Genomic DNA, 24,666 nt, shown 5'->3' with positions numbered 1-24,666 from the left:
GCCGCATCATGTGGCGTCGCTCTGCCAGCTGTTCGCCAGGTCCTTGGCCTCGTCCTCGACCCGGTCGAACAGGCCCATCACGTCGGATCCCGTGTACCCGACCTGGTCGACCAGGGTCTTGAGCATGGCCAGCAGGTCGCGGAGATGGGTCATACCGGGGTCGATGGTCTCGTGGTACTGCTTGGCGATGTCGTCGTCCTTGCCGCCGCCCTCAATATTGATCTTGTCGATCTGGTCCAGGTAGTCGCCGATCTGCTTGATCAGCGTCCCGATCTGCGGGTACTGCGCGAACTGCTGCTTGAGCTGGTCGATGGTGGTGATCTGCTCAGCCATCGGCGGTACCGCCCTTCCCCTTGGCCGCGGGGTTCTGGCCGGCGCCCTTGCCCGTGCCTGTGCCGTTCCCGCCCGCGCCCCGGCCCGTGCTGCCGCTGCCGCCCGGTGCGGAGCCGCCGGCGCCCGCGGGTCCCGCCCACATGTCGCGCAACGGGCCCATCAGATCGTCCAGTTCACTGCCGCCGGTCATCGACCTGCGCAGCGCGGCGCCCGCGCCCTGGAACGGCGACGCGGTCTCGCGTACCTTCTGCCCTGCCTGCTCCCTGGCCTGCCCGATGACCTCGACCAGCGCGGCACCCAGCTCGGCCGGGGCCATGTCGCGGTAGCCGTCCGTATGGAACTTGATCTCCCGTACGTCACCCTGGGCGCCCGCGACGACCGTCACCATCCGGTCCTTCGACTGCACGGTGACGGTGTACTTGGCCAGCTCGCGCTGGGCGGCGACGAGGGAGTCGCGGTGCTCCTGGAGCTTGCCCATCATCTCGTCGAGCTGTGACTGGAATCCGGAATCCATCAGCCGATCACTCCTGGTGCGGCTTGCTGGGACGTACCCCAGGTCTCCTCGTCCTCGGCGAGCCAGGTGCGGCGCTCGCGGTCCCGCCCGCCACCGCCCCCGCCGCCTCCGCCGCCCCCCATGGGCGGCATCATCGGCTGGCCGTTGGACGACGTACGGTTCATCGCCGATGACTCCCTGACCGCGGTCTCGGCGGCGAGATCGGGCTCCGCGCCGGACGAGGTGCGCGTCCGGACGCGGTCGGACACCGCGGTGGAGGGCTCGCCGGTGGCCCGGCTGCCGGGGAACTTCTCGGCGGCCCGGGGCGGCGGCTCCTCCAGGTTCAGCTTGTTCCTGCCGCCGCCCCCGGTCCCGTAACCATTGCTGCTGGTCTCGGTACGGGCCTGGCCGCGGACGTGGGAGAGGGCCTGCTGGTAAGCCTTCTCCTGCTCGACCTCCTGGGCCTCCTGCGCCTTCCGCTGCTTCAGCTGCTTCTCCTGCAGGTCCTGCTGCTCCCTCAGCTGCTGCTGCTGGTTGGACTTCTGCTGTTTCAGCTGCTGTTGCTGCAGTTCCTGCTGTTCCTTCAGCTGCTGCTTGCTGGTGCTGCCGCTGTTGCCTGTCGTGTAGCTGCTGCTGCCGATGTGGGAGTTCGGCGGCGCCACGACGGGCTTCTTGTCGGCGCCCAGCAGCAGCTTGCCGTCGGGCCCGGTGATCGTGCCGTCCTTGTTGATGTGGGAGCCGGGCGGGATCTGGGTCTCGTTGCCCTTCGAGTCCTTGATCGCCTGGTTGTTCTTGTCGAGCAGCGTGTTGTTCGCGCCGGTGTTGTCACCGTCGGTCTGCGGCGGGCCGTCCGTCTTCGACTGCGGAGGCGGGGGCGGGACGTTGGATTCGGTCTTCGGCGGCCCGTCGACCTTCGAGGTCGGGGGCGGCGGAGCCTGCGTCGTGTCGTCGCCGCCGGGAGGCGCGTCGGTGTCGTTGCCGGGCGGGGGTACGTCGGTGTCGTTGCCGCCGGGCGGCGGCGGGACGTCCGTGTCGTTACCGGGCGGTGGCGGGGCGTCGGTGTCGTTGCCGGGTGGCTTCGGCGCGTTGAGATCGCGGTACGGCGGCATGGTGATGGCCGTCGGCGGGATCACGTCGATCGCGGCCTGGTAGGCGGTCTGTACGTAACCCATCTGCGGCTTGGCGACGGTGTCGAGCGAGTCCGCCACCCCCTTCAGCCAGGAGTCCTTCGACTTCTGCTCCAGCGTGGACCAGAAGTCCGGCTTCGTCGGATCCCCGAGACCCGGCACATCGAGAAAGGGATCGCCGGCCGCGTCGAACTGGAGCTTGGCGGTGGCGAGCGCACCGAAGAAGGTGTCGTGGACATGGGTGGCGGGCCAGGCGCCCGGGGCGTTGCGGTAGGCGTCGGCCGCGTTGACCAGCGCGAGCATCGCCTCGTGGATCTTGACCCGCGCACTGTCGATGAGAGTCGGGATGTCCCCGTAGCTCATCACCTCCTGATGGAGGTAGGCCACCTGCTGCTGTACGGCCACGAGGACCCGCCTGAAGGCCCCGGCCGCCGTGCCCTGCATCTCGGAGTCCGGCACGTTGATGTCCTTGACCCAGGACTTGATGTCGTTCTCGACGAAGTCCATATGGTTGAGGACGTTGCGCAGCATCATCGCACCGTCGTCGAAACTGCCCACGCTGATCGAGGAGTTGCCGATCAGGGTGTTCAACGGCGGGCCGATGATGGCCCAGGGTTCGTGGATGAACTTGGACAGCGCGGTGTCCGGGCCGTTCTCCCCGACTTCGGGCGTCAGGCTGAACCCGATCTGGTACGTGTAGTCCGTGGTGGTCGACCCGCCGCTCCCCGTGGTGGTGGGCTGCACGTAGCTGGTCCTGCTCCAGCCCTGCGACCAGCCGTAGTCATAGCCGCCGGGGTTGCCCGCATCGCGATGAGACAGGGGATTGACCACGTGATCGGCCTTGAACCACGGGTCCTTGGTGACATCCGCGCGGTTGGTCACCTTGGCCAGGTCGCCGTCCTTGGGAGCGACGAACGCGAGTGCCTCCTCCCACTTCCGGTCCGGGAACGAGTCCTCCGGCTTCGGGTCGGCCATGGTGGATTCCTTACGGTGCGATGCAGACGGTCGAGCGGGCGGACGGTCGAGCGGTGCGGACGGTGGAGCGGTGCGGAGGCCGGGCGGTTGGGTGGCCGGGCAGTCCGGAAGGCCGCGCGGCGCCGGGCGGGCCGGCACCGCCCGGCCGTGACGCCGGGCGGTGCCATTGGCGGCGTACGGGAGTTACGGTCCTGGCGGGGCGGTCGTGGACGTGCCGCCGAACGCCTTGAGCGCGCTCGCCAGCTCCATGTTCATCTCCGCCGCCGTCAGGGCGGCGTCGTCCTCGCTGTCCTGGAGGATGGTGTCGACGGTCGCCATGTCGATCGACAGGGTGTTGAAACCGTTCCCCAGGGTGTCCAGCTGTGTCTTGAAGCTTGAGCAGAGCTGGGTGAACATCTTGTGCAGCGTCGCGTCGGGGCCCAGGGTGCCCGAGCCCGCGAGGAGCCCCTTGTGGACGCCGGACTCCGTCGCGTATTCGCCCAGCGTCGCGTAGTCGGGGCCCGTCTGGAGCAGGTCCCGGAGGCCGAGGACCTTGGTGCGGGCCTCACCCTTGAGCCAGCCCTCGGTCACCTTGAAGGTGCCGGTGCCGTCGTCGTCGCTTTCGTCCTTGGCCATGGTCAGAACATCCCGGAGCCGCGCTTGTCACCCGCGACCTGGCCGTCGACCATTTCCTTCAGGGACTGCGCACCCGTGCCGAACTGCGAGTTCATCGTCTCGATGGCGGCGTTGGCCTGGTTCTGGAAGTCCGTGTAGACCGTCGCGGTCTGACCCGAGAAGGACGCCTTGAGGGGGCCGAGCTGGCTGAGCAGTTCGGTGAGCGCGTTCACCATGTCCGTGTTGGCCTTGACCATGTCGTCGATGGCCGCGTTGGCGCGCTGGACTTCGAGTGTGACGTCCGCCATGTCCGGTCGTCCTTTCGGGAGGTGGGGAGGGAGGGGAGGCAGTGCTGTACGCGATCCGGCCGGGGATCAGCCTGGGAACAGCCGCAGATCAGCCGCAGATCAGCCGGAGAGTGCCTGGTAGTAGCCGTTGCCGCCGCCGTCCCACGCGCTCGCGTACTGGGAGGCGTCCATCTCACTGGTGTTGTGGATGGAGTCGGCCGCCACCAGCGAGGCGTGCAGCGCGTCGACCTTGCCCTTGACGTCGTTGTAAGCCTGCATCCACTGCTGGAGCTTGCTGCTGAAGATGCTGGACGAGTCGGCCACGTAGGCCATGCGCACGTCGTCGTGGATCGCCGACACCGTCGCGCCCGCGCGGGCCATGGTGGCCACGTGGTTCTCCAGAGCCGCGCGGGCCTTGTCGACGTCCACTTGCTGCCGGTTGAACAGTCCAGGCGTGCTGCTGTCACCCATGGTCGGCCTCATTCAATCAGGATTCGGACATGTGTCGCCACGATACTCATCAGAGTGCTCAACTGACCCTGCCGGAACAATATTTGATCTTCACTTGAGCTTTGGCCTCAATTGTTGACGCATCGTTCATTGGATTGTTTCCCCGCACCTGCGGCCCTTTCGCTCCCGGCGCCTTTAGCGGCGGATTGCCCGGCCCGTACGATTCCGCCCGTCGCCAGCGCCTGCGGATCGAGGGCGGGCCCGGCCGGCAGCAGGTCGAGCAGCGGCGCGGGCAGCCGTACCGCGTCGCCCGCCGGGTAGCCGAGCTGCTTGAGGGCGTCGTCGTCCGGCACCGGGTACGCGGCGCCCGCGTCGGTGACCAGATAGCGGGTGGAGCCGGTCCCGGCCGTCGAGTGGGCCGTCACCAGGGCGCCCGCGCCAGGCCGCACCCAGATACGGTCCGCCGTCAGGCACCCCGCCTGTACGCCGGGTTCGGCGTCGGGCGCCCCGCCCGGCACCTGCGCGGCGGCGACCAGCGCCACCGTCGTGGTGTGCCCCGGGCCAGTGGAGGCGACCCGCGCGCACACGTCCTGACCTGCCGCGGCCGGCACCACGTGCGGTGCGGTGGCGGGCAGGTCGGCGGCGAGCGAGGCACCGGCCGACGCCGGGACCTGATGGGCGGCCAGGTCGGCGGGTCCGACCGGCCGTTCACGTACCGCTCCGCCGCCGTACGCCTGCGCCTGGGTGCGCGGATCGCCGAGCAGCAGCCGGTGCAGGGTGTCGGTCAGCGGTACGAGTCCGTCCTCGCGCAGCAGATAGTGCTGGCCGCCGTCGGCGGTGAACAGCTGGCCGGTCCGGCTCGCCGCCCCTTCGATCCGCGGTCCCGCCCCGCCCCGGCCCGGCACCTCGGGGGCCGCCAGGTCGGGTCCGGCGGCGAGTGAGGCGAGGAAGGCGTCGCCGACCGGGTACGGGGCGGTGCCCGCCCAGCCGAGGGCCGCGGCCCCGCCGTGCTTCGTGTCGACCGCGAACCTCCGCCCCTGCCAGAGGATCTGGACCCCGCCACTGGGTGAGGACACCAGCACGCCGTCGTGCGCGCCCAGTCCCTCGCCGCCCGGCTCCGCGCCGATCACCACGGAGGTGACGGTGCCGGTGGCACCGGTTCCGGTGTCCTTGCGTCCCGCGCACACCGACCAGGTGCCCCGGTCCAGCGCGCCCTTCGGCAGCCCGTCGGGCGCGCCCACGATGCCGAGCGGCGTCCCACGCGGGGTGTCCCCCAGCGAGGCCGCCGCGACCTGCTGGACGGTCATCCTGTCCCCGGCCAGCAGCCGCGCCGACGCCTCGTTCAGTACGGGATGCAGGGTGCCGCCGACGTAGACGTAACGGGCCCCCGAGTCCTTCACCACCACGAGCGCCCCATCGGTGCGCCAGGACGTCGCGCCGCCGGGCGAGATCAGCCCGTACAACGTCGTGACCAGCGCGGCGAGAGCGGCGGCCAGCAGCCCCCACATGATGCCGCGCCAGGTACGGGCGGTCGGGGTCTCCGGTGCGTCCGGCTCGGCGCGCTGCATACCGGAGGAGAGCCGGCCCATGATGAACATATGGGCCTGGACCTGGTCACGCCTGGACTGCATGCACGTTCCTCACTGGACTCACCACGGGCCTGGCCCACTTGGGGCCCGGCTCCCTACGGGTTTCACGGATCTCGTCGCCGGCGGGCCGTCAGCCCCAGATGCCGCGCAGTGTGCCGAACACCCCGGCCAGCAGCAGCGCGAGCGGCAGCAGCACGAGTGCGGCCAGGCTGTGCAGGATGTCGGCCGCGCGCCCCCAGTACGGCACCAGCCTGCGGCCGGGCACCGTCCAGGCGGCGATCATCGCGGCCGCCGCCGTGACCGTCAGGACACCGGTGACCTCCAGCCGGCCCGGCATCCCGGCGCCGACCGCGTCCGTGCAGGCCACGAGGGCCAGGGCGTACGCACCCGGCACCGCCAGGAGCAGCCGCTGCCAGGCGCCGCCGACGGTCCGGGTGTGCAGGAGCAGCAGCACACCGAGCGCCACCCCGAGGACCGGCGCGGGCCAGCCGTCCGACGCGGGGCCGGTGAGCAGCGCCGTCACACAGCCCGCCAGGACCAGCCCGAGCGCCGCCGAGCAGCCGGTGGCGTACGCGTCGGCCAGCCGGGCGCGCACCCGGACCCGTTCGGCCTCGAAGGGCTCGATGCCCTCCTGGAGTTCGTCGGCGCTGGACGGCAGCGGCGGCAGCCGCAGCCCCGCCAGCCGGAAGGCCAGACCCGGTACGAAACTGCCGGTGGCGATCGCGCCCACGGCCAGATATCCGGCCGTGTGCGACAGCGGAACACCGGCCGCGCAGACCATGCCGCCGACCGCGGTGAACAGGGCGACGGTGAAGGCGCCGAGGAACAGCGGGGCGAACGCGCCGACCGCGGCCAGCGCGAGGACCGCGGCGCCCGCCGCTGCCGCGCCACCCGCCAGCAGCCGGGGCCCGAACACGTCCTCGCCGTGCGCCGCGGTGGGCAACAGCGCACCCGCCAGGGCCAGATAGGGCACAGCCGTCAGTCCGAGAGCGGCGCCCGCCCCCGCGTCCCCGACGGCCCGCGACGCGGCCGTGGCCCCGGCGAGCAGCAGCACGGCGAGTACGGCGGCCGCGCCGGCCCGCCAGCCGACCGGGCCCGGCAGCGCGACGGTGAACAGGGCCGCCGTCAGCCCGGCGACGGCCAGCCCGATCAGCAGCCGTCTGGTCAGCGCGGGGCGCCAGGTGTCGGGCCGGGCCCGCAAGGTCTCGCCGATGCCGTCGACCAGATCGTCGAAGTCCACCTCGGGCAGCGACTCGTGACGGGCCCGCAGATACAGCGTCTCGCCGTCGCGCAGCTCCAGCGACTGCGGAGTCCCCTCCTCGTCCAGGGGCGCGGCGCCCAGCCGCTGGAGGGTCCAGCCGCCCTGGGCCGAGCCCTCCTCGTGGAGGTTTCCGCCCGCGTACTCGACGAGTACGGGAACGAGATCGGCGAGCGGTACGTCGACCGGGACGCCCAACTCATAGGAATTTTCGGGCGCTCTTACAGTTATTCGGCACAATCCGACGGTGGTGTCGCTCACGGCGTTTCGATTCTCTCCCGTCCGGGGGTGCGGGTCGACCCGGGAACGGGGCGAACACTATCGTGAGTTCGAACCGATCATCGGATCAACCATTCCGCCCGCAATGCTGGGTGGCCGATGAAATTGTTCTGCGGCAACAACGGACAACTGTTTCTTATCCGCCCGTTGACCCACAGGTAATTCCACCTGTCTCCTTGGACGAGGAAGGCCCAGACCTCTTGAGCACCGTCACGTTCCGGCGTCCACCGCGCCGGCCGGGCCCGCAGCTGCCGCAGGGTGAGCTGACCCTCCAGGAACCGCCCGCGCTGCCCGAGTCCCAGGGAGCCATGGGCGGCGTCGTCACGTATCTGCCCATGGCCCTCAGCTCGCTCGGCATGGTGCTGATCTTCATCAGGCCGGGCGAGAGCAGCGGCGTACTGATGTGGGTCGCCATCGGGATGATGATGCTGTCCGCCGTCGGCATGCTGGTCAGCCAGTTCATCCGTGCGGCCGGTGACCGCAAACGGCGGCTGCGCGGCGAGCGGCGCGACTACCTGCGCTATCTGGCGACCAGCCGCCGCCGGATCCGCAAGGCCATCGACGAGCAGCGCAGGGCGGACGCCTGGCACCACCCCGAGCCCGGCTCGCTCGTCTCCCTGGCGCGTGGCGGCCGGCTCTGGGAGCGGCGCACCACCCATGAGGACTTCGCCGAGGTCCGGGTCGCCACCGGCACCCGTCAGCTCGCGCTGACCCTCAACCCGCTCTCCACCAAGCCCGTCGAGGACCTCGAACCGCTCTGCGCCCACGCGCTACGCCGGTTCATCCGGGCGTACTCGACGGTGCCGGGACAGCCGATCGCGGTCCGGCTGCGCTCCTTCGCCCGGGTGGTCCTGCTGCCGGGCGGCGTGGGCGGGTCCGGCGGTACGAATGGGCCGGGCGGCGTGAACGGGTCCGGCGGTACGAGCGAGTCCGGCAGCGCGAACGGCCCCAGCAGTGCGAACAGCCCCGGCGGTACGAGCGGCTCCGGCAGTACGCGCATCTCCGGCGCCGATGAAGCCACCGCGGCCGCACGCAATCTGGAGGCGGCGCGCGGTCTGGCCCGCGCCGTGGTCGGCCAGCTCGCCGTCCTGCACGCGCCCGAGGACCTCGCCGTGGTGGTCGTCGCCGACGGCGGCGCGCTCCCCGCCTGGGAGTGGGTGAAGTGGCTGCCGCACGCCCAGCACCAGTCGGACACGGACGGCGCGGGCACCGCACGGCTGGTCGCGGAAGCCGTATCGGAGCTGGAACCGCTGCTGGGCGAGGAGTTCGGCGGGCGTCCGCCCTTCGAGCCGGGCGCCGAGCCGAGCCGCGACGAACCGTACACCGTGATCGTGCTGGACACGGCCGCGGTCCCCGCCGGGGCCCGTATCGCCGAGCACGGCTACCGCAACGCACTGGTCGTCGATGTGCGCGGAGCCCTGGACGGCGCCGCCCCCGCACGCGGCACCCTGCGCTTCCGGATCACCGCGGGCGACCTCGCGATGGTCACCACCGACCCGGACGGCAAGGCCACCGAGACCTCGATCGGCCGCCCCGAGACCCTCGGCCCGCGCGCCGCCCGTGCGCTGGCCGCCGCGGTCGCCCCCTACCGGCTGGGTGTCACCGCACGCTCCGAGCAGCCGCTCCAGGAGGACCAGGAGCTGACCGGGCTGCTCGGCATCCACGATCTGCACTCCGCCGACCTCGCCCGGCTGCACGAGCGGCGCGCACCCGGCGACCGGCTGCGCGTCCCTGTCGGCCTGGCCGCCGACGGCAGCCAGGTCACCCTGGACATCAAGGAGTCGGCGCAGGGCGGCATGGGCCCGCACGGCATGCTCATCGGCGCCACCGGCTCCGGAAAGTCCGAGCTGCTGCGCACCCTGGTGCTCGGCCTCGCGCTCACCCACTCGTCCGAGACGCTCAACTTCGTACTCGTCGACTTCAAGGGCGGCGCGACCTTCCTCGGCCTCGACCGGCTGCCGCACACCTCGGCCGTCATCACCAACCTCGCCGACGAGACGGCGCTCGTGGAGCGCATGCGGGACGCCCTGCACGGTGAACTGATGCGCCGGCAGGAGCTGTTGCGCAAGGCGGGCAACTACGCCTCGGTGCTGGAGTACGAGAAGGCCCGCGAGACCGGCACCGCCCTCGCCCCGCTGCCCACCCTCTTCGTCGTCGTGGACGAGTTCAGTGAACTCCTCGCCGCGCACCGGGACTTCCTCGACCTGTTCGTGATGATCGGACGGCTCGGCCGGAGCCTCGGCGTGCATCTGCTGCTCGCCTCGCAGCGGCTCGACGAGGGCCGTATCCACCAGCTGGAGTCCCATCTCTCCTACCGGGTGGGGCTGCGGACGTTCTCCGCGATGGAGAGCCGCGGTGTGCTGGGGGTCCCGGACGCGTACGAGCTGCCGCCGCAGCCGGGCAGCGGCCTGCTGAAGAACGACGTCGGCACCCTCACCCGGTTCAAGGCCGCCTTCGTCTCCGGGCCCTACCGGGTGGTCAGGCCCGCGGCCCGCCAGGCGGTCGTCGCCGGGCAGGTCGTGCCGTTCCACGCGGGCTGGGTGCCGCCGCGGCAACTGCCGCGGGCCGAGCCCGACACGGCCGCCCCCGAAGCCGGTTCACCGGCCTCTCCCGGCGAGGAGGCCGCTGCCGCCAGCCTGCTCAGCGTCGCCGTCGAACGGCTGGAGGGCTCCGGCCCGCACGCCCACCAGGTGTGGCTGCCCCCGCTCACCGAACCGCCCACGCTCGACCTGCTGCTGCCCCCGCCCGGCTCGGCCGCCCCGCGCCGCCCGCTGACCGTGCCGGTCGGCATCGTGGACCGCCCCTTCGACCAGCGCCGCGACGAGCTGACCGCCGATCTGTCGGGGGCGGGCGGCCACGTCGGGATCGCCGGCGGCCCGCAGAGCGGCAAGAGCACCCTGGTCCGTACGGTCATCACCGCCATCGCCCGCACCCACACCCCGCGCGAGGTGCAGTTCTACTGCCTGGACCTGGGCGGCGGCGCGCTCTCCGCGCTCGCCGGCCTCCCGCACGTCGGCGGTGTCACCGGCCGTCTCGACCCGGAACGGCTGCTCCGTACCGTCGCCGAGATCACCGCGCTGATCGCCCGCCGCGAGCGGCAGTTCGCCGAGCACGGCCTGGGCTCCATGGCCGACTTCCGGCGCAGGCGAGCGGCCGGTGAGTTCGCCGACGACGCGTACGGCGACGTCTTCCTCGTCGTGGACGGCTGGAACACGATCCGCCAGGACTTCATGGACCTGGTGCCGACCTTCACGCTCATCGCGTCCCGCGGACTCAACTTCGGTGTCCACCTCATCGTCGCCGCGACCCGCTGGGGCGAGATCGGCAGCGCCCTGCGCGACCAGCTCGGCACCCGCTTCGAGCTGCGGCTCGGTGACCCCGTCGACTCCGCGATCAATATGCGGGCCGCCGCGACCGTACCGAAGACCCCCGGCCGCGGACTCACCGACGAGCGGCTGCACTTCCTGGCCGCGCTGCCCCGGATCGACGGTGACGCTTCGGTCGACACCCTCTCGGACGGGGTGGACGCCCTGGTCCGCGAGACGGCCGCCGCGTGGGACGGCCCCGCCGCCCCGCCCGTACGGATGCTGCCGCTCACCCTGCCCGCGTCGGAACTGCCCGCACCGGACGGCGACCTGCGCGTCCCGATCGGCCTGCGGGACGTCCAGCTGGACGTCTTCCGGCACGACTTCGACGAGCACCCGCACCTGGTCGTGGTGGGGGACGCCGAATCGGGCAAGACCAACCTGCTCGCGATGGTCTGCGACGCCATCACCCGGCGCTACGGGCCCACCGAGGCCCGCGTCATGGTCACCGACTACCGCCGCCGCCTCGCGGGCGCCGTACCGGAGGCGCACCGCCTCGGATACGCGGTCGGCCCCGCCCAGCTGCAGGAGATGGTCGGCGGCTCGGCGCGCGCCATGGCCGACCGGGTGCCGGGCCCCGACATCGCACCGGAGCGGCTGGCGAAACGCGACTGGTGGAAGGGCCCGCGGCTGTTCGTCGTCATCGACGACTACGAGCTGATCGGCAGCGGCGGCCCCGACGCGTTCGCCCCGCTGCTTCCGTACCTCGCGCAGGGCACGGAGGTCGGGCTGCACATCATCGTGGCCCGCAGCGCCAACGGCGCGTCCCGCTCGATGATGACGGACCAACTGCTGCGCCGTCTCGTCGAGGCCAACACCCCGGTCCTGCAACTGTCCTGCCCGCCCACCGAGGGCCAGATCATCACCGGCACAAAGCCCCGCCTGCTCCCGCCGGGCCGCGGCCTGTACATCACGCGCCGCAGCACGGTGCAGATACAGACGGCGCTGCGCGACGAGCGGGCGGCGGAGGAAGGGCAGGAACAACTCTGAACCGGACGCTCCGTCACGCCACCGTCGACAGCAGTATCCGCAGGCCCATCACGAAGATCACGGCTCCGAAGATACAGAAGACGACCATGCTGCCGCCGCCGGAGTAGCCGTCGATGGCCATCCGCTGCGGCTTGGCCGGGTCGTAGAGGATGGTGACGGGTGTGCCGGGGTGGAGGCTGGTCCTCCTGCTCTTCCCGAGCGAGGACCTGACCTCCATCGTCCGTCCGTTACCGGTCGTGTACTGCACCACCGGGTGGTAGCTCGTCCCGCTCTCCCCGGAACTCCGGGCCAGCCGGACGACGGTGCCGCAGGCCCGTGCCCCGTGGCGCCGGAGCCAGTGCGTCTTGAACAGGATCGTGCCGCCTACGGCCCCGAAGATCAGGCCGAACGCCATGATGGATATCGCCCCTTGTTCAGGACCCATGAACTCTCGTCTCCCTCGGCTGCGTGCCACACGGATCGACCGGACGGGGCCGTTCCGTCTCACCGTGGAAGGACGCGGGACAGGAAGGCGCGGTTCTCCAACACCCACGTGCCGACGCCGGGGACGTGCCTCATGACGCCCGGTTCAGACCCCCGGGCGCCAGCCCCGGCGCCGTGCGCGGGGCAGCACCACCGCGAGGAACGCCGTCAGCGCGACGAGCCCCGCCGCCCCGCCCGCCACCGCGAGCGCGCCCGCGTGGGCGCTGTGCCCGGTACTGGCCGCGAGTCGCGGTGCCGGTTCGGGCCGGGCGGGGCGCGGCGCGGACGTGGGCAGTACGGCTGTGACCGCGCCCGCCGGGTCGACCGTTCCCGCGCCGGTCAGTGACCGGCTGCCCGCCGCCCCCGGGTACGCCGTCGACGTGAGCCGGTCGGTGAGCTGCTGGACGGTCAGACCGGGACGGTAACTGTCCACCAGCGCGGCCGTACCCGTCACGAAACCGGTCGCCAGGTCGGCGCCGCTGCCGCTGAAGTGCCCGCTGCCGCCGGGGCCGACGCTCATGAGGCTGGTGCCGGGGGCCGCGACAGCGGGGGCCGTCGCGGGCGCGGCCTTCTGGTCGGAGCCGCCCCCGGGCGCGAGCCCGGCGACGGCCAGCACCCCGGGCACCGCTGCCGGGTAGGCGGCCGGGGCCGCGTCCCCCGACACGGTGCTCGTTCCGTACGCCGGGGCCACCACCAGGACGTCGTGCCGTACCGCATCCCGTACGGCCGAGGTGAGCGAGGCGCTGCCGCGGTTCAGCGCCAGCGGCACGTCCACCACCCGCGCCCCGCCCGCCACCGCGGCCCGGATCCCGGCCGCCACATGGTCGGCGCTGGCGGAACCGTCCTTACCGGTCACCCGGACCGCCAGGATCTTCGCCGCGGGCGCCACCCCCGCGAAGCCGACGCCTGGCTTCTGCGCGGCCGCGACGATCCCCGCCACGAACGTGCCGTGCCCGATGCAGTCCTTCCCGGCGGCCCCGCCCGACACGACATCGGGCCCGGCCGTCACCCGCCCGGCCAGCGCGGGAGCCCCGCCGGCATCGACCCCGGTGTCGACCACGGCCACGGTCACCCCCGCGCCGCGCGCCGACGGCCAGGCCCTGGAGGGCGCGATGTACCGCTGCGGCCAGGGCGTCAGATCGGAGTGCTTCTTCGACGGCCGGACACAGCCGCCGGCCGCGGGTGGGGCGGAGGAGACCGCGGGCAGTGTCGCGGAGCCGTCGGCCACGGCGGGAGCGGCCGCTCCCACGGTGGTGGCGGCACCCGCGATGAGCACGACGAGGGCGGCTGCGGCCGGGAGTTGTGCGGGGCGGGGCGACATGCTCATGATCCTATCGACCGGGCCGGATCGGTCGGACGCGGTCGACTCCGGTCGAGTCACCTCCGGTCCGGTCGGCCGGGTCAGCTCCGGTCCGGTCGGGCCATGTCGGGCCAGGTCATGTCCGGTCGGGTCAGCGGGTCACCTCCGGTCCAGTCAGCTCCGGATCGGCCGGTCCGGCAGCCGCCCCCCGGAGACGAGCCCCCCGCAGACAACCCCCGCCTCACACCACCAAGTCCTCCGGCAGCAGCATCCGCAGTGCCGCCGCGCCCGCGTCCGGTTCCCGGCTCAGACGGCCCGCCTGTCGCGTCATCATCGACTCCAGCACCTTCCGCGCGAACCTCGCGTTGCCGAAGTTCTCGTCGCGCTCCACCTCGTCGAAGTGCCGCCTGAGCCGCGCCACCGTCTCCGGCGCGCAGTCGTACCCGTCGCGTTCGCACTGGCGCCGCACGATCTCCACCAGATGTTCCGCCGAGTACGCGCCGAACGTCACCCGGCGCGAGAAGCGGGAGCCGAGACCGGGGTTGGAGCCGAGGAAGCGGTCCATCTCGCGCTCGTAGCCCGCGACCACCACGGCGGTGTCGTCCCTGTGGTCCTCCATCAGCTTCACCAGGGTGTCGACCGCCTCCTGCCCGAAGTCCGAGCCCGAGCCGCCCGCCGGGGTCAGCGCGTACGCCTCGTCCACGAAGAGCACACCGCCGCGCGCCCGCGCGAAGACCTCCTGGGTGAGCTGCGCGGTGTGCCCCACATAGCGGCCCACCAGGTCCGCCCGCGCCACCTCGATCAGCTGGCCGCGCGGCAGCACCCCCAGGGCGCCGAGGAGTTCCCCGTACAGCCGGGCCACCGACGTCTTCCCGGTGCCGGGCGGGCCGGTGAAGACCAGATGGTGGCCGACCGAAGGAGCGGGCAGCCCGGCCGCCTGCCGCCTGCGGGCCGTCGCCAGCAGATTGACCAGGTCCTGCACCTGCGACTTGGCGTCGTCGAGGCCCACCAGCGACGCCAGTTCCGCCATGACCGCGTCGATCCTGGCGGTATCGGCGGGACCGCTCTCGCCCGCGCCGATCGCCGCCGCCGCCTGTTCGCCCACGTCCGACGGGAGCAGCGTCGTCAGGTCGTCGTCGGAGACCTCCGGCATCGCCGCGAGCCGCAGCGCCTGCCGGTCGATCAGCTCCTCGAAGACCTTGCGGGCGGCGCGCGCGTTGCCGAACGAGGCGTCCTTGTGCATCCGCTCGAAGTGCACGGCCAGCGCCCGCTCGGTCTCGTCGCCCAGCGTGTAGCGGTTCTGCTCGCACAGCATCCGGACGATGGTGATCAGCTCGGGGACCGTGTAGTTCTCGAACTCGACCGTACGGTTGAAGCGGGACGCCAGACCCGGGTTGGAGGCCAGGAAGGTGTGCATCTCGGACGAGTAGCCGGCCGCGATGACCACCACGTCGTCCCGGTGGTCCTCCATCAGCTTCACCAGGGTGTCGACCGCCTCACGCCCGAAGTCCGCACCCCCGCCCGATGAGCCGCCCTGGGTCAGCGTGTACGCCTCGTCGATGAACAGCACACCGCCCAGGGCCTCTTCGAAGACCTCGGTGGTCTTGATGGCGGTGCCGCCGACGACCTTCGCCACCAGGTCGGCGCGGGCCACCTCGACCAGATGGCCGGACCGCAGGACCCCCAGTGCCGCGAGGATGCTCCCGTACAGTCGCGCCACACTGGTCTTGCCGGTCCCCGGCGGGCCCGCGAACACCAGATGGCGGGCGGTGGCCGGGACGGGGAGCCCCGCCTCGCGGCGCCGCTCGGCCAGCCGGTTGAGGTTGACCAGGGTGGCGACCTGCTCCTTCACGGCGCGCAGCCCGACCAGTTCGTCCAGCCGGGCCAGCGGGCCGCGCGGGTCGGCGGTGGCGCCGCCCGGCCCGCCGCCCTCGCCGGTGATGTCCGCCTCGCCGTTCTCCTCGCTGGTCAGCCGGTCGAGCACCAGCTCACCCGCGGTGGACACGCGGCGGACGCCCGCGCCCTTGTTCCCGGTGACCGTGCACCCGGCTGCGCGCACCCGCAGTCCGCTCACCGTCCGCAGCCCGTCCCCGCCGCCCGCCGTGCACGCGCACTCGGTCAGCTCGGCGCTCGCGTCCGCCCCGATGCTCACCCCGTGCCGTCCGGAACCGCGTACTCGCACCCGGACCGCCGTCAACTCGGCTCCGCTGCCGTCCACTTCGAGACCGTCCGTACCGGAGGTCTCGACCTCGCAGTCGACCAGCCTGACCGAGCCGCCCGCCAGGACCGAGACCCCGGCCCGCGCCGCGGACCGTACGGCCGTGCCCTGGAAAGCCGGGCCGGAATCCGCGGCGCGGATGCCGCAGCCGCCCGCCGACGTCACCGTGCACGCCTCGGCCTTCCCGCGGGCCCCGTCCCGTACGTCGATGCCGTGCCCGCCGGTGTCCGCCACCGCGACCCGGCGCAGCACCGGGTCCGCACCGCCCGCGACGACGATCCCGTGCCCGTCGGCGCCCGTCACGGTGACCCGGTCGAGCCGGGCGGTGCAGGCGCCGGTGAGCAGGATGCCGTCGGCCGCGCCCCCGGCCACCTCGGTACGGATCAGTACGGTGGACGAGCCGTCCTGAACGAGGACGCCGGCCGAACGGGCCCCGGACACCCGGGCGTCGGTGAACGTGCCGCGCGAGCGTCCGGTGACCGCGATGCCGTGCCCGCCGGGCCGGTCGACACGCAGCCCGGTCAGCTCCGGGTCCGTGCCGCCCGACAGGGTGACGCCGTGGGTGGTGGCGCCGGTGGCCGCGCAGTCGGTCAGGACGGTCTGCGCGGCCGTCGATATGTGAAAGCCGGTCACGCAGTCGACGGCCCGCACCCGGGTGAACCGCGTCGTCGCGTTCTCCTCCACGGCGACACCGGGCTTCACGGTCCGCTCCACGGTGACATCCGTGAACGTGCCACGCGCCCGGCCGTTGGCCAGTACGCCGTTGCCCCCGGCGTCCCGGACCGTACAGCCGCGCACCTCGGTGGCCGCGTCCTCGCCCAGCACGATCCCCGAACTCCCCAGCCGCTCCAGCACACAGTGCTCGACGACGCTGGTGCGCGACGACAGGTCGACGATCCCGGCGCCCGCCGGATTGCACACGGTGGTGTCACGGATCGCGAGCGACCCCTCGTCCCTGGAGAGCAGGGCGGCCCAGGAGTTGCCGAACACCTCGCACCCCTCAAGGGCCGCCTGACCGCGCGGTACATCGACCACCGGCTCGTCCTCGTCGCCGCCCCCGCCCGCCACCAGCCGCAGCCCGGAGAGCTTCACGGCCTCGGCGAGCACCTGTACGGCGCTGCCGCTGCGCGGTGCGATCTCGACGGCGCCGCCCGGCTCGTGGGCCACGACGGTGACCAGCTTCGTGACGACCAGGTTCTCGTCGTACCGCCCGGCCCTGACGCTGATCACCGAGCCGCCGCGCGCCGCGTTCAGCGCCTCGCCGATGGTGCGGTGGTCGCCCGCGCCTGCCGGGTCAACGACGATCAGATGGCGCGCCACAGGGGCTCCCTCGTACTCGGTACTCCGGTCGGCCGACGGCCGCCCGACCGGAACCATCATGCCAAGGGAGCGAACGGCGTGAGCTGCGCCCCGCGTCCGGCGGACCGTGGCTGTCGGCCGGACGCGGGGCCCCGGATCAGGGCGTGTTGCCGTACGGCTGCGTGATCACTTCCATGGCGTGCCCCGAGGGATCCACGAAGTAGACGCCCCGGCCGCCGAAGAGGTGGTTGATCTCGCCCGGCTGCTTCTTGTGCGGGTCGGCGTAGAAGTCCGTACCGGTGGCCCGCATCCTGGCGAAGATCCCGTCGAAGGCTTCCTCGGGGACGAGGAAGGCGTAGTGCTGGAGGGGGAGCGGCGCCCCCGGCGGTACGGTCGCGAAGTCCAGCGTGACGCCGTTGCTCAGCTCCACCGGGACGAAGGGGCCCCATTCGGCCCCGGCCCGCAGACCCAGCACGGTGGCCAGGAACTCGGCGGACTCCCGGTTGTCCCGGGCGGGAACGATGGTGTGGTTCAGCTCGACGGGGAAGGGCCGGGATGCCGGATCGGCCCCGGCCTGTGATGCTGGTTCCGGTACCGCTGTCCCTGTTGTTGCCGCTTCTTCCGCTGCTGCTGTCTCTGTTGCTGCTACTGCTTCTGATTCCGACACTGTGGAATGCCTCCAACGGGCATCTCACGGGCTACCTCCACGTCTCACCCGGCCGGTGACCGACGCGCGATGCCGTACGGACCAGCCTAAGGTCCGGGCCGTGCGCCGGTCCACACCCACCTGCTGCGCCCACCTGCCACACCCACCGGCTCACGCCCGCCCGCCACACTCACGCGCTGCGCCCACCGCCACGCCCGTCCGCCACACTCACGCGCCGAACCGTGCCGGCCGGCCGCGCGAGCAACTCGTCTCCGGCAGGCGGCCGTTCACGGCTGCTTCACCCGGCCAGGTGAATCACGGCAAGCATGCACGTTTCTGCACCGCGGCGCTTCCTATGGTGTGTCACGTCGCCCCGGCCCCCGCCGACCGGCCGTTGCCGCCGGCCGTACCGATATCGAGCGACCGACCGACCGACTGACCGGGGGTCCGTCATGGATGCGAAGGACAAGCACACGGAGCAGACCGAGAACACCGAGAACGGCCCCGCCGTGCGCAGTTACACCGCGGGGCGCTTCACCGTGGTCGAACTGCGCGGCGAGATCGACCTCCTCGCCGCCGGCCGCATCCGCGAGTGCACCGACGCCGCCACCGCACCCGATGGCGCCCGCGTGATCGTCGACCTCCGCCCCGCGACCTTCATCGACTGCGCCGCACTGGGGCTGCTCTGCCGCGCCAGACGGCGGGTGCTCGACCGGGGCGGTTCGATCGACCTGGTCTGCACCCGCGCCCTGCATCTGCGGATGCTGCGGGTCACCGGTCTCGCGGGCTACTTCCCGAGCAGCCCCACCGTGGCCGAGATCTCTGCGTGAGGGCTCCGGGCTCTGGGCTCCGGGTGCCGGGGGGCTCCGGATGCCGGATGCCGGACGCACCGGCCGGAAGCGGCGCACGGAAGCGGCGCCCGCGCCCGCGGCCGGTAAACGCGCTGGCGGGGCCGCTGTCCGGCCTGCCAGACTCGGTGTCCATGTCCAGGACCTTTGAAGAGCTGGTGGCCGAGGCCGACTCCGTATCCGTCGACGGCTGGGACTTCTCCTGGCTGGACGGGCGCGCCACCGAGGAGCGCCCGTCGTGGGGCTACGCCCGTGCGATGGGGGAGCGGATGGGCCGGGCCTCGGCCGCCCTCGACATCCAGACCGGCGGCGGTGAGGTGCTGGCCGGGGTGCCGGAGCTGCCGCGGCTGACCGTGGCCACCGAGGCATGGCCGCCGAACGTGGCCAGGGCCACCGCCCTGCTGCATCCGCTGGGGGCCGCCGTGGTGGCCGACCCGGACGAGCCGCCGCTGCCCTTCGCCGACGCGGCCTTCGACCTGGTCGTCAGCCGGCACCCGGTGAAGGCCCACTGGGAGGAGATCGCCCGGGTGCTGGCGCCCGGCGGCACCTACTTCTCCCAGGAGGTCGGCCCGGCCAGCGTCTTCGAACTCGTCGAGTACTTCCTCGGCCCGCAGCCCGAAGCGCGCAAGGGCCGCGACCCGGAGGCCGCGCGTGCGGCGGCGGTGGCGGCGGGCCTCGACGTGGTCGATCTGCGGCTGGAGAGCCTGCGCACCGAGTTCTTCGACATCGGCGCTGTCATCTACTTCCTGCGCAAGGTGGTCTGGATGGTGCCCGGCTTCACCACCGAGGCGTATCTGCCGCAGCTGCGGGCCCTGCACGAGCAGATCGAGGCCGAGGGGCCGTTCCTCGCGCACACGACGCGCTTCCTGATCGAGGCCCGCAAGCCGCGGTGACGCCCTGGGCCCCAAGCCCCTGCGGCTGCCCGCCCCGAGCAGGCCGACGCCCACCCCCCTTGACCCGTGCGGTCTAAACTCGCCGGGTGTCTGCCGCGCTGATCGTCGTACTCGCCGCCTGCTTCGGCGCCGCCGTGGGGACTCTGCTGCCGCGCCCCGCCTACCGGCTCGCGGTGGCCGCCGGGACCCCGTGGCACGACAGCACGCCGTCCGGGCGGCCCATCGCGGGCTGGTTCGGCCCGGCGCGCGGAACCGAAGGGTGGTACGGGCCCAGTACACCCGTCACCGCCACGGTCACCGCCCTGTGCTGCGCCGCGCTCGCCGGCGCGGCCGGACCCGTACCCGAAGCGGCCGTCTGGGTGCTGCTGGCGCCCGCCCTCGTCCTGCTGGCCCTCGTGGACCGTGCGGTGCAGCGGCTGCCCGACGTCCTCACCCTGCCCATCGCCGCGGTGACCGCGGCCCTGCTGGGTGCCGCGGCGCTGCTGCCCGGCGCGCGGGGCTCCTGGACGGGCGCACTGCTCGGCGGACTCGCGCTGGGCGGCGGCTACTTCGTGCTCTTCCTCATCAACCCGAACGGCATGGGCTTCGGCGACGTCAAGCTGGCGGCCGGTCTCGGGCTTGCCCTCGGCTGGTACGGCTGGGGGGTCCTGCTGCTCGGCGCCTTCGCGGGGTTCGTCTACGGCGCGCTGTACGGGGTGGGGCTGATCCTGCGGGGGCGCGCGGGCCGCAAGAGCGCGATGCCGTTCGGCCCCTTCATGGTGGCGGGCGCCCTCACCGGTCTGCTGCTCGGCGGTTTCGGAGCGTAATCCCGGAACACCCGGGGCACGGCGTGGCCCCAACACGACTTACGAAGGGTTATGGTGGAAACCCCCCCTCGGGCCGGTCCGTATCCCCCCCCACGGACCGGCCCGTTTTTTTCTGCCCCCGTGCCCACCGGGCCGGCCGGGCCCCGTGGCCCCCCGTGCCCCAGGAGCTGTCAGCTCCGGCCGGCCCAGATGTTGGTGCCCGCGGTGTCCACGGCGAACGAGTCGATCTCCGTCAGCTCGTCGGCGGTGAGCGGGGCCGCGGCGAGGGCCGCCACGTTCTCGTCCAGCTGCTTCACGCTGGACGCGCCGATGAGCGCCGAGGTCATCCGCGGATCGCGCAGCACCCAGTTGAGCGCCAGCTGCGCCAGGGACTGCCCGCGCCGCTTCGCGATCTCGTTGAGCCCGTTGAGCCGGCGCACGACCTCGTCCGAGAGCAGCTGCGGGTCGAGGGACTTGCCCTGGGTGGCGCGCGAGCCCTCCGGGATGCCCTGCAGATACTTGCCGGTGAGCAGGCCCTGCGCGAGCGGGACGAAGGAGATGCAGCCCATACCGGCCGTCTCCAGGGTGTCGAGCAGCCCGTCGTCCTCGGTCCAGCGGTTGATCATGGAGTACGAGGGCTGGTGGATGAGCGCGGGGACACCCATCTCCTTGAGGATGCGGGCCGCCTCCGCGGTCTGCTCACTGTTGTACGAGGAGACCCCGACGTACAGGGCCTTGCCCTGCTGCACGGCGGACGCCAGCGCGCCCATCGTCTCCTCCAGGGGAGTGTCCGGGTCGAAGCGGTGCGAGTAGAAGATGTCGACGTAGTCCAGACCCATCCGCGAGAGCGAGGCGTCCAGCGAGGACAGCAGGTACTTGCGGGAGCCCCACTCGCCGTACGGGCCGGGGTGCATCAGATAACCGGCCTTGGTCGAAATGACCAGTTCATCCCGGTACGGTGCGAAATCCTGCGCGAAGAGCTTGCCGAAGTTGAGCTCGGCGGAACCAGCCGGCGGACCGTAGTTGTTCGCCAGGTCGAAGTGGGTGACGCCGGTGTCGAAGGCACGGCGGAGGATCGCGCGCTGCGAGTCGAGCGTGCGGTCGTCGCCGAAGTTGTGCCACAGGCCGAGCGAGACAGCGGGGAGTTTCAGCCCGCTGCGGCCGCTGCGCCGGTACTCCATGGAGTCGTATCGGTCATCAGCGGCGGAATAACGAAGGGAATCAGTCACAGGGCCCTCCCTATCACGGACTTGTGACAGACCGGGTTGGGCTGTCATGACCCCTGCGCAGTACTGTGGCGGCTCGGGCGATTGCCACCGCACGGAGCTCTGGACTCGGTGCTGTGCCTTCCCGGGGGGCGCCTCCCGGGACCCCCAGCCGGTGCAGCACAGCCGGAAAAGCACGTCGGGCAGGGCGTCCGGCACGACATCGCGAGGTGAATCGCAGTGAACTTGCGCGACCTGGTGTACGGGCTCTACGCACGTCGGGTGGAAGGCCGCCTCGACCACGACCAGGTGCCCAAGCACATCGGACTCATCCTGGACGGCAACCGGCGCTGGGCCAAGGCATCCGGAGGCACCGCCGCACAGGGCCACAAGGCCGGGGCCGACAAGATCACCGAATTCCTCGGCTGGTGCGCGGAGACCGAGGTCGAGGTCGCCACGCTCTGGCTGCTGTCCACGGACAACTTCGACCGCCCCCAGGAGGAGCTCACCGCGCTCTTCGGCATCATCGAGGACACGGTCAGGGGTCTCGCGGCGGACGGCCGCTGGCGGGTCCATCACGTCGGCGCGCTGGATCTGCTCCCGGCCCACACCCAGGCCGTCCTCAAGGAAGCCGAAGAGGCGACCACGGGCAACACCGGGATACTCGTCAATGTCGCGGTGGGCTACGGCGGCCGCCAGGAGATCGCCGACGCGGTCCGCTCGCTCCTCCTCGAGCACGCCGAGAAGGGCACGTCCTTCGAGGAGCTGGCCGAGACCGTCGACGTCGAGCGCATCTCCGAGCACCTCTACACACGCGGCCAGCCCGACCCGGATCTGGTGATCCGCACCAGCGGGGAGCAGCGGCTCTCCGGGTTCATGCTCTGGCAGAGCGCACACTCCGAGTATTACTTCTGCGAAGTCTTCTGGCCCGCCTTCCGCAAGGTCGATTTCCTGCGGGCGCTGCGCGACTACGCGGCCCGCCACCGGCGCTACGGCGCCTGAGGCCCCGGCGCCCGCGCCTTCCGGGCCCGTCGCGCCCCCTCGTACGTACGCGGTGCACCCTTTCGGGTGATGGCCTGAACCCTTCGCTTTCCTGTAGTGGATGCCCGGTGGCGTCCGGACGTCGTGCCGGTCAGCCACGGGTGAAGCACGGGTGAAAACCTCCCCGTACGGACGGCCACTGGCAGGAACCGGTCGTACGCCATGGCATGGCGGCGGGCGTTCGCGGGAATACCCCTTCCAGGTCGACGTCCGGTCCACGGATGTCGTATCTCAGTGAGCGGCCCGGTCCGCTCGCCCGGGAGGCCCTTTGCACCAGGAAGACCGCGCGGTGAGTGCGGGCGACGTGGAGGGCCGGGTCCGGCTTCCGCGCTGGTGGAGGCCCGCCCCGGTCCCAGCAGCCCGCGACGCCTTCGCTCCCCGACCTCAGGCTTGTGTCCAAAGGGGGTACGTCCTTCCGTGGTGACCAGTACTAAGCGCCGCATGCCCGACAGGCGCACTTACGTTCTTGACACCAGCGTCCTGCTGGCCGATCCCAACGCCATGACCCGGTTCGACGAGCACGAGGTCGTGCTCCCGATCGTCGTGGTCACGGAACTGGAGGCCAAGAGGCACCATCCGGAGCTCGGCTACTTCGCCCGGCAGGCCCTGCGCCTGCTGGACGACCTCCGGGTGAGGTACGGACGTCTCGACGCCCCTCTTCCCATGGGCGAGCTCGGCGGGACCCTCCGTGTCGAACTCAACCACTCGGATCCCAGCGTGCTCCCGGCCGGCTACCGGCTCGGGGACAACGACTCACGCATCCTCGCCGTCGCCCGAAACCTCCAGGCCGAAGGGTTCGACGTCACCGTCGTCTCCAAGGACCTGCCGCTGCGTATCAAGGCGTCGTCCGTGGGGCTCCTCGCCGAGGAGTACCGCGCCGAACTGGCGATCACGGACTCCGGCCACACGGGGATGAGCGAACTGACCCTCTCGCCCGACCAGGTGGACCTCCTGTTCTCCGAGGACACCCTGTACGTACCGGAGGCCGCCGAGCTGCCCGTGCACACCGGTCTGGTGCTCCAGTCCGAGCGCGGCAAGGCGCTGGGCCGGATCACGGCCGAGGGCAATGTGAAGCTCGTACGGGGCGACCGCGAAGCCTTCGGGCTGCACGGCCGCAGCGCCGAGCAGCGCATCGCGCTCGATCTGCTCCTCGATCCGGACATCGGCATCATCTCGATGGGCGGCCGGGCCGGCACCGGCAAGTCGGCACTCGCGCTCTGCGCGGGGCTCGAAGCCGTCCTCGAACGCAGGCAGCACCAGAAGGTGATGGTCTTCCGTCCGCTGTACGCGGTCGGCGGGCAGGAACTGGGCTATCTGCCCGGCTCCGAGTCCGAGAAGATGGGGCCCTGGGCGCAGGCGGTCTTCGACACCCTCTCCTCGGTGACGAGCCGGGACGTGATCGAGGAAGTGGTCGGCCGGGGCATGCTCGAAGTCCTGCCGCTCACGCACATCAGGGGCCGCTCACTCCATGACGCGTTCGTCATCGTGGACGAGGCCCAGTCACTGGAGCGGAACGTCCTGCTGACGGTGCTCTCCAGGATTGGCTCGAACTCGCGGGTCGTGCTGACCCACGACGTCGCCCAGCGGGACAACCTGCGGGTGGGCCGGTACGACGGAGTGGTCGCCGTCGTGGAGAAACTGAAGGGGCATCCGCTCTTCGCCCACGTCACGCTCACGCGCTCCGAGCGTTCACAGATCGCCGCACTGGTGACCGAAATGCTGGAGGACGGACAGCTCTAGGGGCTGTCCGACGGGCTGTCCGACGGGCTGTCCGACGGGGTGCCCGACGGGGTGCCCGACGGGGTGTCCGGCGGACAGACTTCGTCCGGAGTATTGCCAGACACCCGCCGTTACGGTAGGGGCCGTTGAAGCCGCCCGGCAAGGCGCAGGAGCCTAGCCGGGCGGCTCTCTGTTGCGCAGCAATCTCCAGAAAACTCGTGCGCCAAACGGGGTGTGAGCTTTAACACTCGGCCGACGTTTGCCTTGAAGCGTGGGGTTCGGGCAGAGTCTTGCTTCCGTCAGGCCCCGCATACGGCACACGTACACCCTCAGGGGTGCAGCACCACACAACTCAACACTTGCCGCCGTATGCCGCCCGAGTACCACGCGCCACTTCCGTAAGGGAGTTGCTCACCGGGTCAGTGCCTCCCGTGACCTGTACGCCAGGGAGGACCGCGCCAGGGGCACGATTGCGTCCGCGAGGTCACGAGCGGTCGCTGCTGGAAGGAA

The 24,666-nt window shown here is 71.8% G+C and carries 19 protein-coding genes; 6 read left to right on the top strand and 13 right to left on the bottom strand.

The features are described from left to right. Positions 1-6 precede the first annotated feature (6 nt). From OG510_RS12955 to eccD, 8 genes are all read right to left on the bottom strand, one after another. On the bottom strand, positions 7-333 hold the full coding sequence (locus OG510_RS12955; protein WP_406136920.1) for a hypothetical protein: 327 nt from the start codon (positions 331-333) through the stop codon (positions 7-9). Then, a complete protein-coding gene (locus OG510_RS12950; protein WP_406136919.1) occupies positions 326-847 on the bottom strand; it encodes a YbaB/EbfC family nucleoid-associated protein in 522 nt (173 codons plus the stop codon). Before OG510_RS12950 ends, OG510_RS12955 begins: the two co-directional genes overlap by 8 nt. Next, positions 847-2,928 carry a hypothetical protein gene (locus OG510_RS12945; protein WP_406136918.1) on the bottom strand — a complete coding sequence of 694 codons (2,082 nt, stop codon included), beginning with the start codon at positions 2,926-2,928 and terminating at the stop codon, positions 847-849. Before OG510_RS12945 ends, OG510_RS12950 begins: the two co-directional genes overlap by 1 nt. 183 nt (positions 2,929-3,111) lie before the next feature. Continuing rightward, entirely contained in the window at positions 3,112-3,543 is a 432-nt protein-coding gene (locus OG510_RS12940) for a hypothetical protein (protein ID WP_406136917.1), read from the bottom strand. Positions 3,544-3,545: 2 nt separating this feature from the next. Further along, entirely contained in the window at positions 3,546-3,830 is a 285-nt protein-coding gene (locus OG510_RS12935) for a hypothetical protein (RefSeq protein WP_406136916.1), read from the bottom strand. A gap of 99 nt (positions 3,831-3,929) precedes the next feature. Next, positions 3,930-4,280 carry a hypothetical protein gene (locus OG510_RS12930; protein ID WP_406136915.1) on the bottom strand — a complete coding sequence of 117 codons (351 nt, stop codon included), beginning with the start codon at positions 4,278-4,280 and terminating at the stop codon, positions 3,930-3,932. A 107-nt stretch (positions 4,281-4,387) separates the two neighbouring features. After that, positions 4,388-5,890, bottom strand: coding sequence for a type VII secretion protein EccB (gene eccB, locus OG510_RS12925; RefSeq protein ID WP_406136914.1), 1,503 nt, complete (start codon positions 5,888-5,890; stop codon positions 4,388-4,390). An 88-nt stretch (positions 5,891-5,978) separates the two neighbouring features. Beyond that, a complete protein-coding gene (eccD, locus tag OG510_RS12920; protein ID WP_406136913.1) occupies positions 5,979-7,367 on the bottom strand; it encodes a type VII secretion integral membrane protein EccD in 1,389 nt (462 codons plus the stop codon). 218 nt (positions 7,368-7,585) lie between these two features. Here eccD and eccCa point away from each other — a divergent pair, with 218 nt between their 5' ends. Continuing rightward, positions 7,586-11,740 carry a type VII secretion protein EccCa gene (eccCa, locus tag OG510_RS12915; RefSeq protein ID WP_406136912.1) on the top strand — a complete coding sequence of 1,385 codons (4,155 nt, stop codon included), beginning with the start codon at positions 7,586-7,588 and terminating at the stop codon, positions 11,738-11,740. A 13-nt stretch (positions 11,741-11,753) separates the two neighbouring features. Here eccCa and OG510_RS12910 read toward each other — a convergent pair whose 3' ends face one another. The 4 genes from OG510_RS12910 to OG510_RS12895 all read right to left on the bottom strand — a co-directional run bounded on the left by OG510_RS12910 (position 11,754) and on the right by OG510_RS12895 (position 17,554). Further along, positions 11,754-12,164, bottom strand: a complete 411-nt coding sequence (locus OG510_RS12910; protein ID WP_406136911.1) for a DUF3592 domain-containing protein — start codon at positions 12,162-12,164, stop codon at positions 11,754-11,756. A gap of 144 nt (positions 12,165-12,308) precedes the next feature. Beyond that, positions 12,309-13,523, bottom strand: coding sequence for a S8 family serine peptidase (locus tag OG510_RS12905; protein WP_406136910.1), 1,215 nt, complete (start codon positions 13,521-13,523; stop codon positions 12,309-12,311). A 220-nt stretch (positions 13,524-13,743) separates the two neighbouring features. Beyond that, positions 13,744-17,040 (bottom strand): right-handed parallel beta-helix repeat-containing protein, encoded by a 3,297-nt coding sequence (locus tag OG510_RS12900; RefSeq protein ID WP_406136909.1) that lies wholly within the window; start codon positions 17,038-17,040, stop codon positions 13,744-13,746. A 136-nt stretch (positions 17,041-17,176) separates the two neighbouring features. Then, positions 17,177-17,554: a VOC family protein gene (locus tag OG510_RS12895; RefSeq protein ID WP_406142378.1), complete on the bottom strand. Its 378-nt coding sequence runs from the start codon at positions 17,552-17,554 to the stop codon at positions 17,177-17,179. Between the two features lie 563 nt (positions 17,555-18,117). On the opposite strand from OG510_RS12895, the gene OG510_RS12890 reads away from it, so the two are divergent. The 3 genes from OG510_RS12890 to OG510_RS12880 all read left to right on the top strand — a co-directional run bounded on the left by OG510_RS12890 (position 18,118) and on the right by OG510_RS12880 (position 20,212). Then, the gene (locus tag OG510_RS12890) at positions 18,118-18,495 is read left to right on the top strand and encodes an STAS domain-containing protein (RefSeq protein WP_406136908.1); all 378 of its coding nucleotides are present in this window, start codon (positions 18,118-18,120) and stop codon (positions 18,493-18,495) included. 152 nt (positions 18,496-18,647) lie between these two features. Then, positions 18,648-19,406, top strand: coding sequence for a class I SAM-dependent methyltransferase (locus tag OG510_RS12885; RefSeq protein WP_406136907.1), 759 nt, complete (start codon positions 18,648-18,650; stop codon positions 19,404-19,406). Positions 19,407-19,492: 86 nt separating this feature from the next. Beyond that, a complete protein-coding gene (locus OG510_RS12880; RefSeq protein WP_406136906.1) occupies positions 19,493-20,212 on the top strand; it encodes a prepilin peptidase in 720 nt (239 codons plus the stop codon). A 170-nt stretch (positions 20,213-20,382) separates the two neighbouring features. Here the strand turns inward: OG510_RS12880 and mgrA are convergent, their stop codons facing one another. Then, complete coding sequence (mgrA, locus tag OG510_RS12875) at positions 20,383-21,468, bottom strand: L-glyceraldehyde 3-phosphate reductase (RefSeq protein WP_406136905.1); 1,086 nt, start codon at positions 21,466-21,468, stop codon at positions 20,383-20,385. A gap of 168 nt (positions 21,469-21,636) precedes the next feature. On the opposite strand from mgrA, the gene OG510_RS12870 reads away from it, so the two are divergent. Further along, positions 21,637-22,398 (top strand): isoprenyl transferase, encoded by a 762-nt coding sequence (locus OG510_RS12870; RefSeq protein ID WP_164264530.1) that lies wholly within the window; start codon positions 21,637-21,639, stop codon positions 22,396-22,398. Between the two features lie 456 nt (positions 22,399-22,854). Continuing rightward, positions 22,855-24,177: a PhoH family protein gene (locus OG510_RS12865; RefSeq protein WP_406136904.1), complete on the top strand. Its 1,323-nt coding sequence runs from the start codon at positions 22,855-22,857 to the stop codon at positions 24,175-24,177. Positions 24,178-24,666: the final 489 nt, after the last annotated feature.

This window comes from Streptomyces sp. NBC_01089, from assembly GCF_045162975.1.
GTDB lineage: Bacteria > Actinomycetota > Actinomycetes > Streptomycetales > Streptomycetaceae > Streptomyces.
Note: the sequence above shows the minus strand (reverse complement) of the source record. Positions and strands in the feature narration are given on the sequence as shown.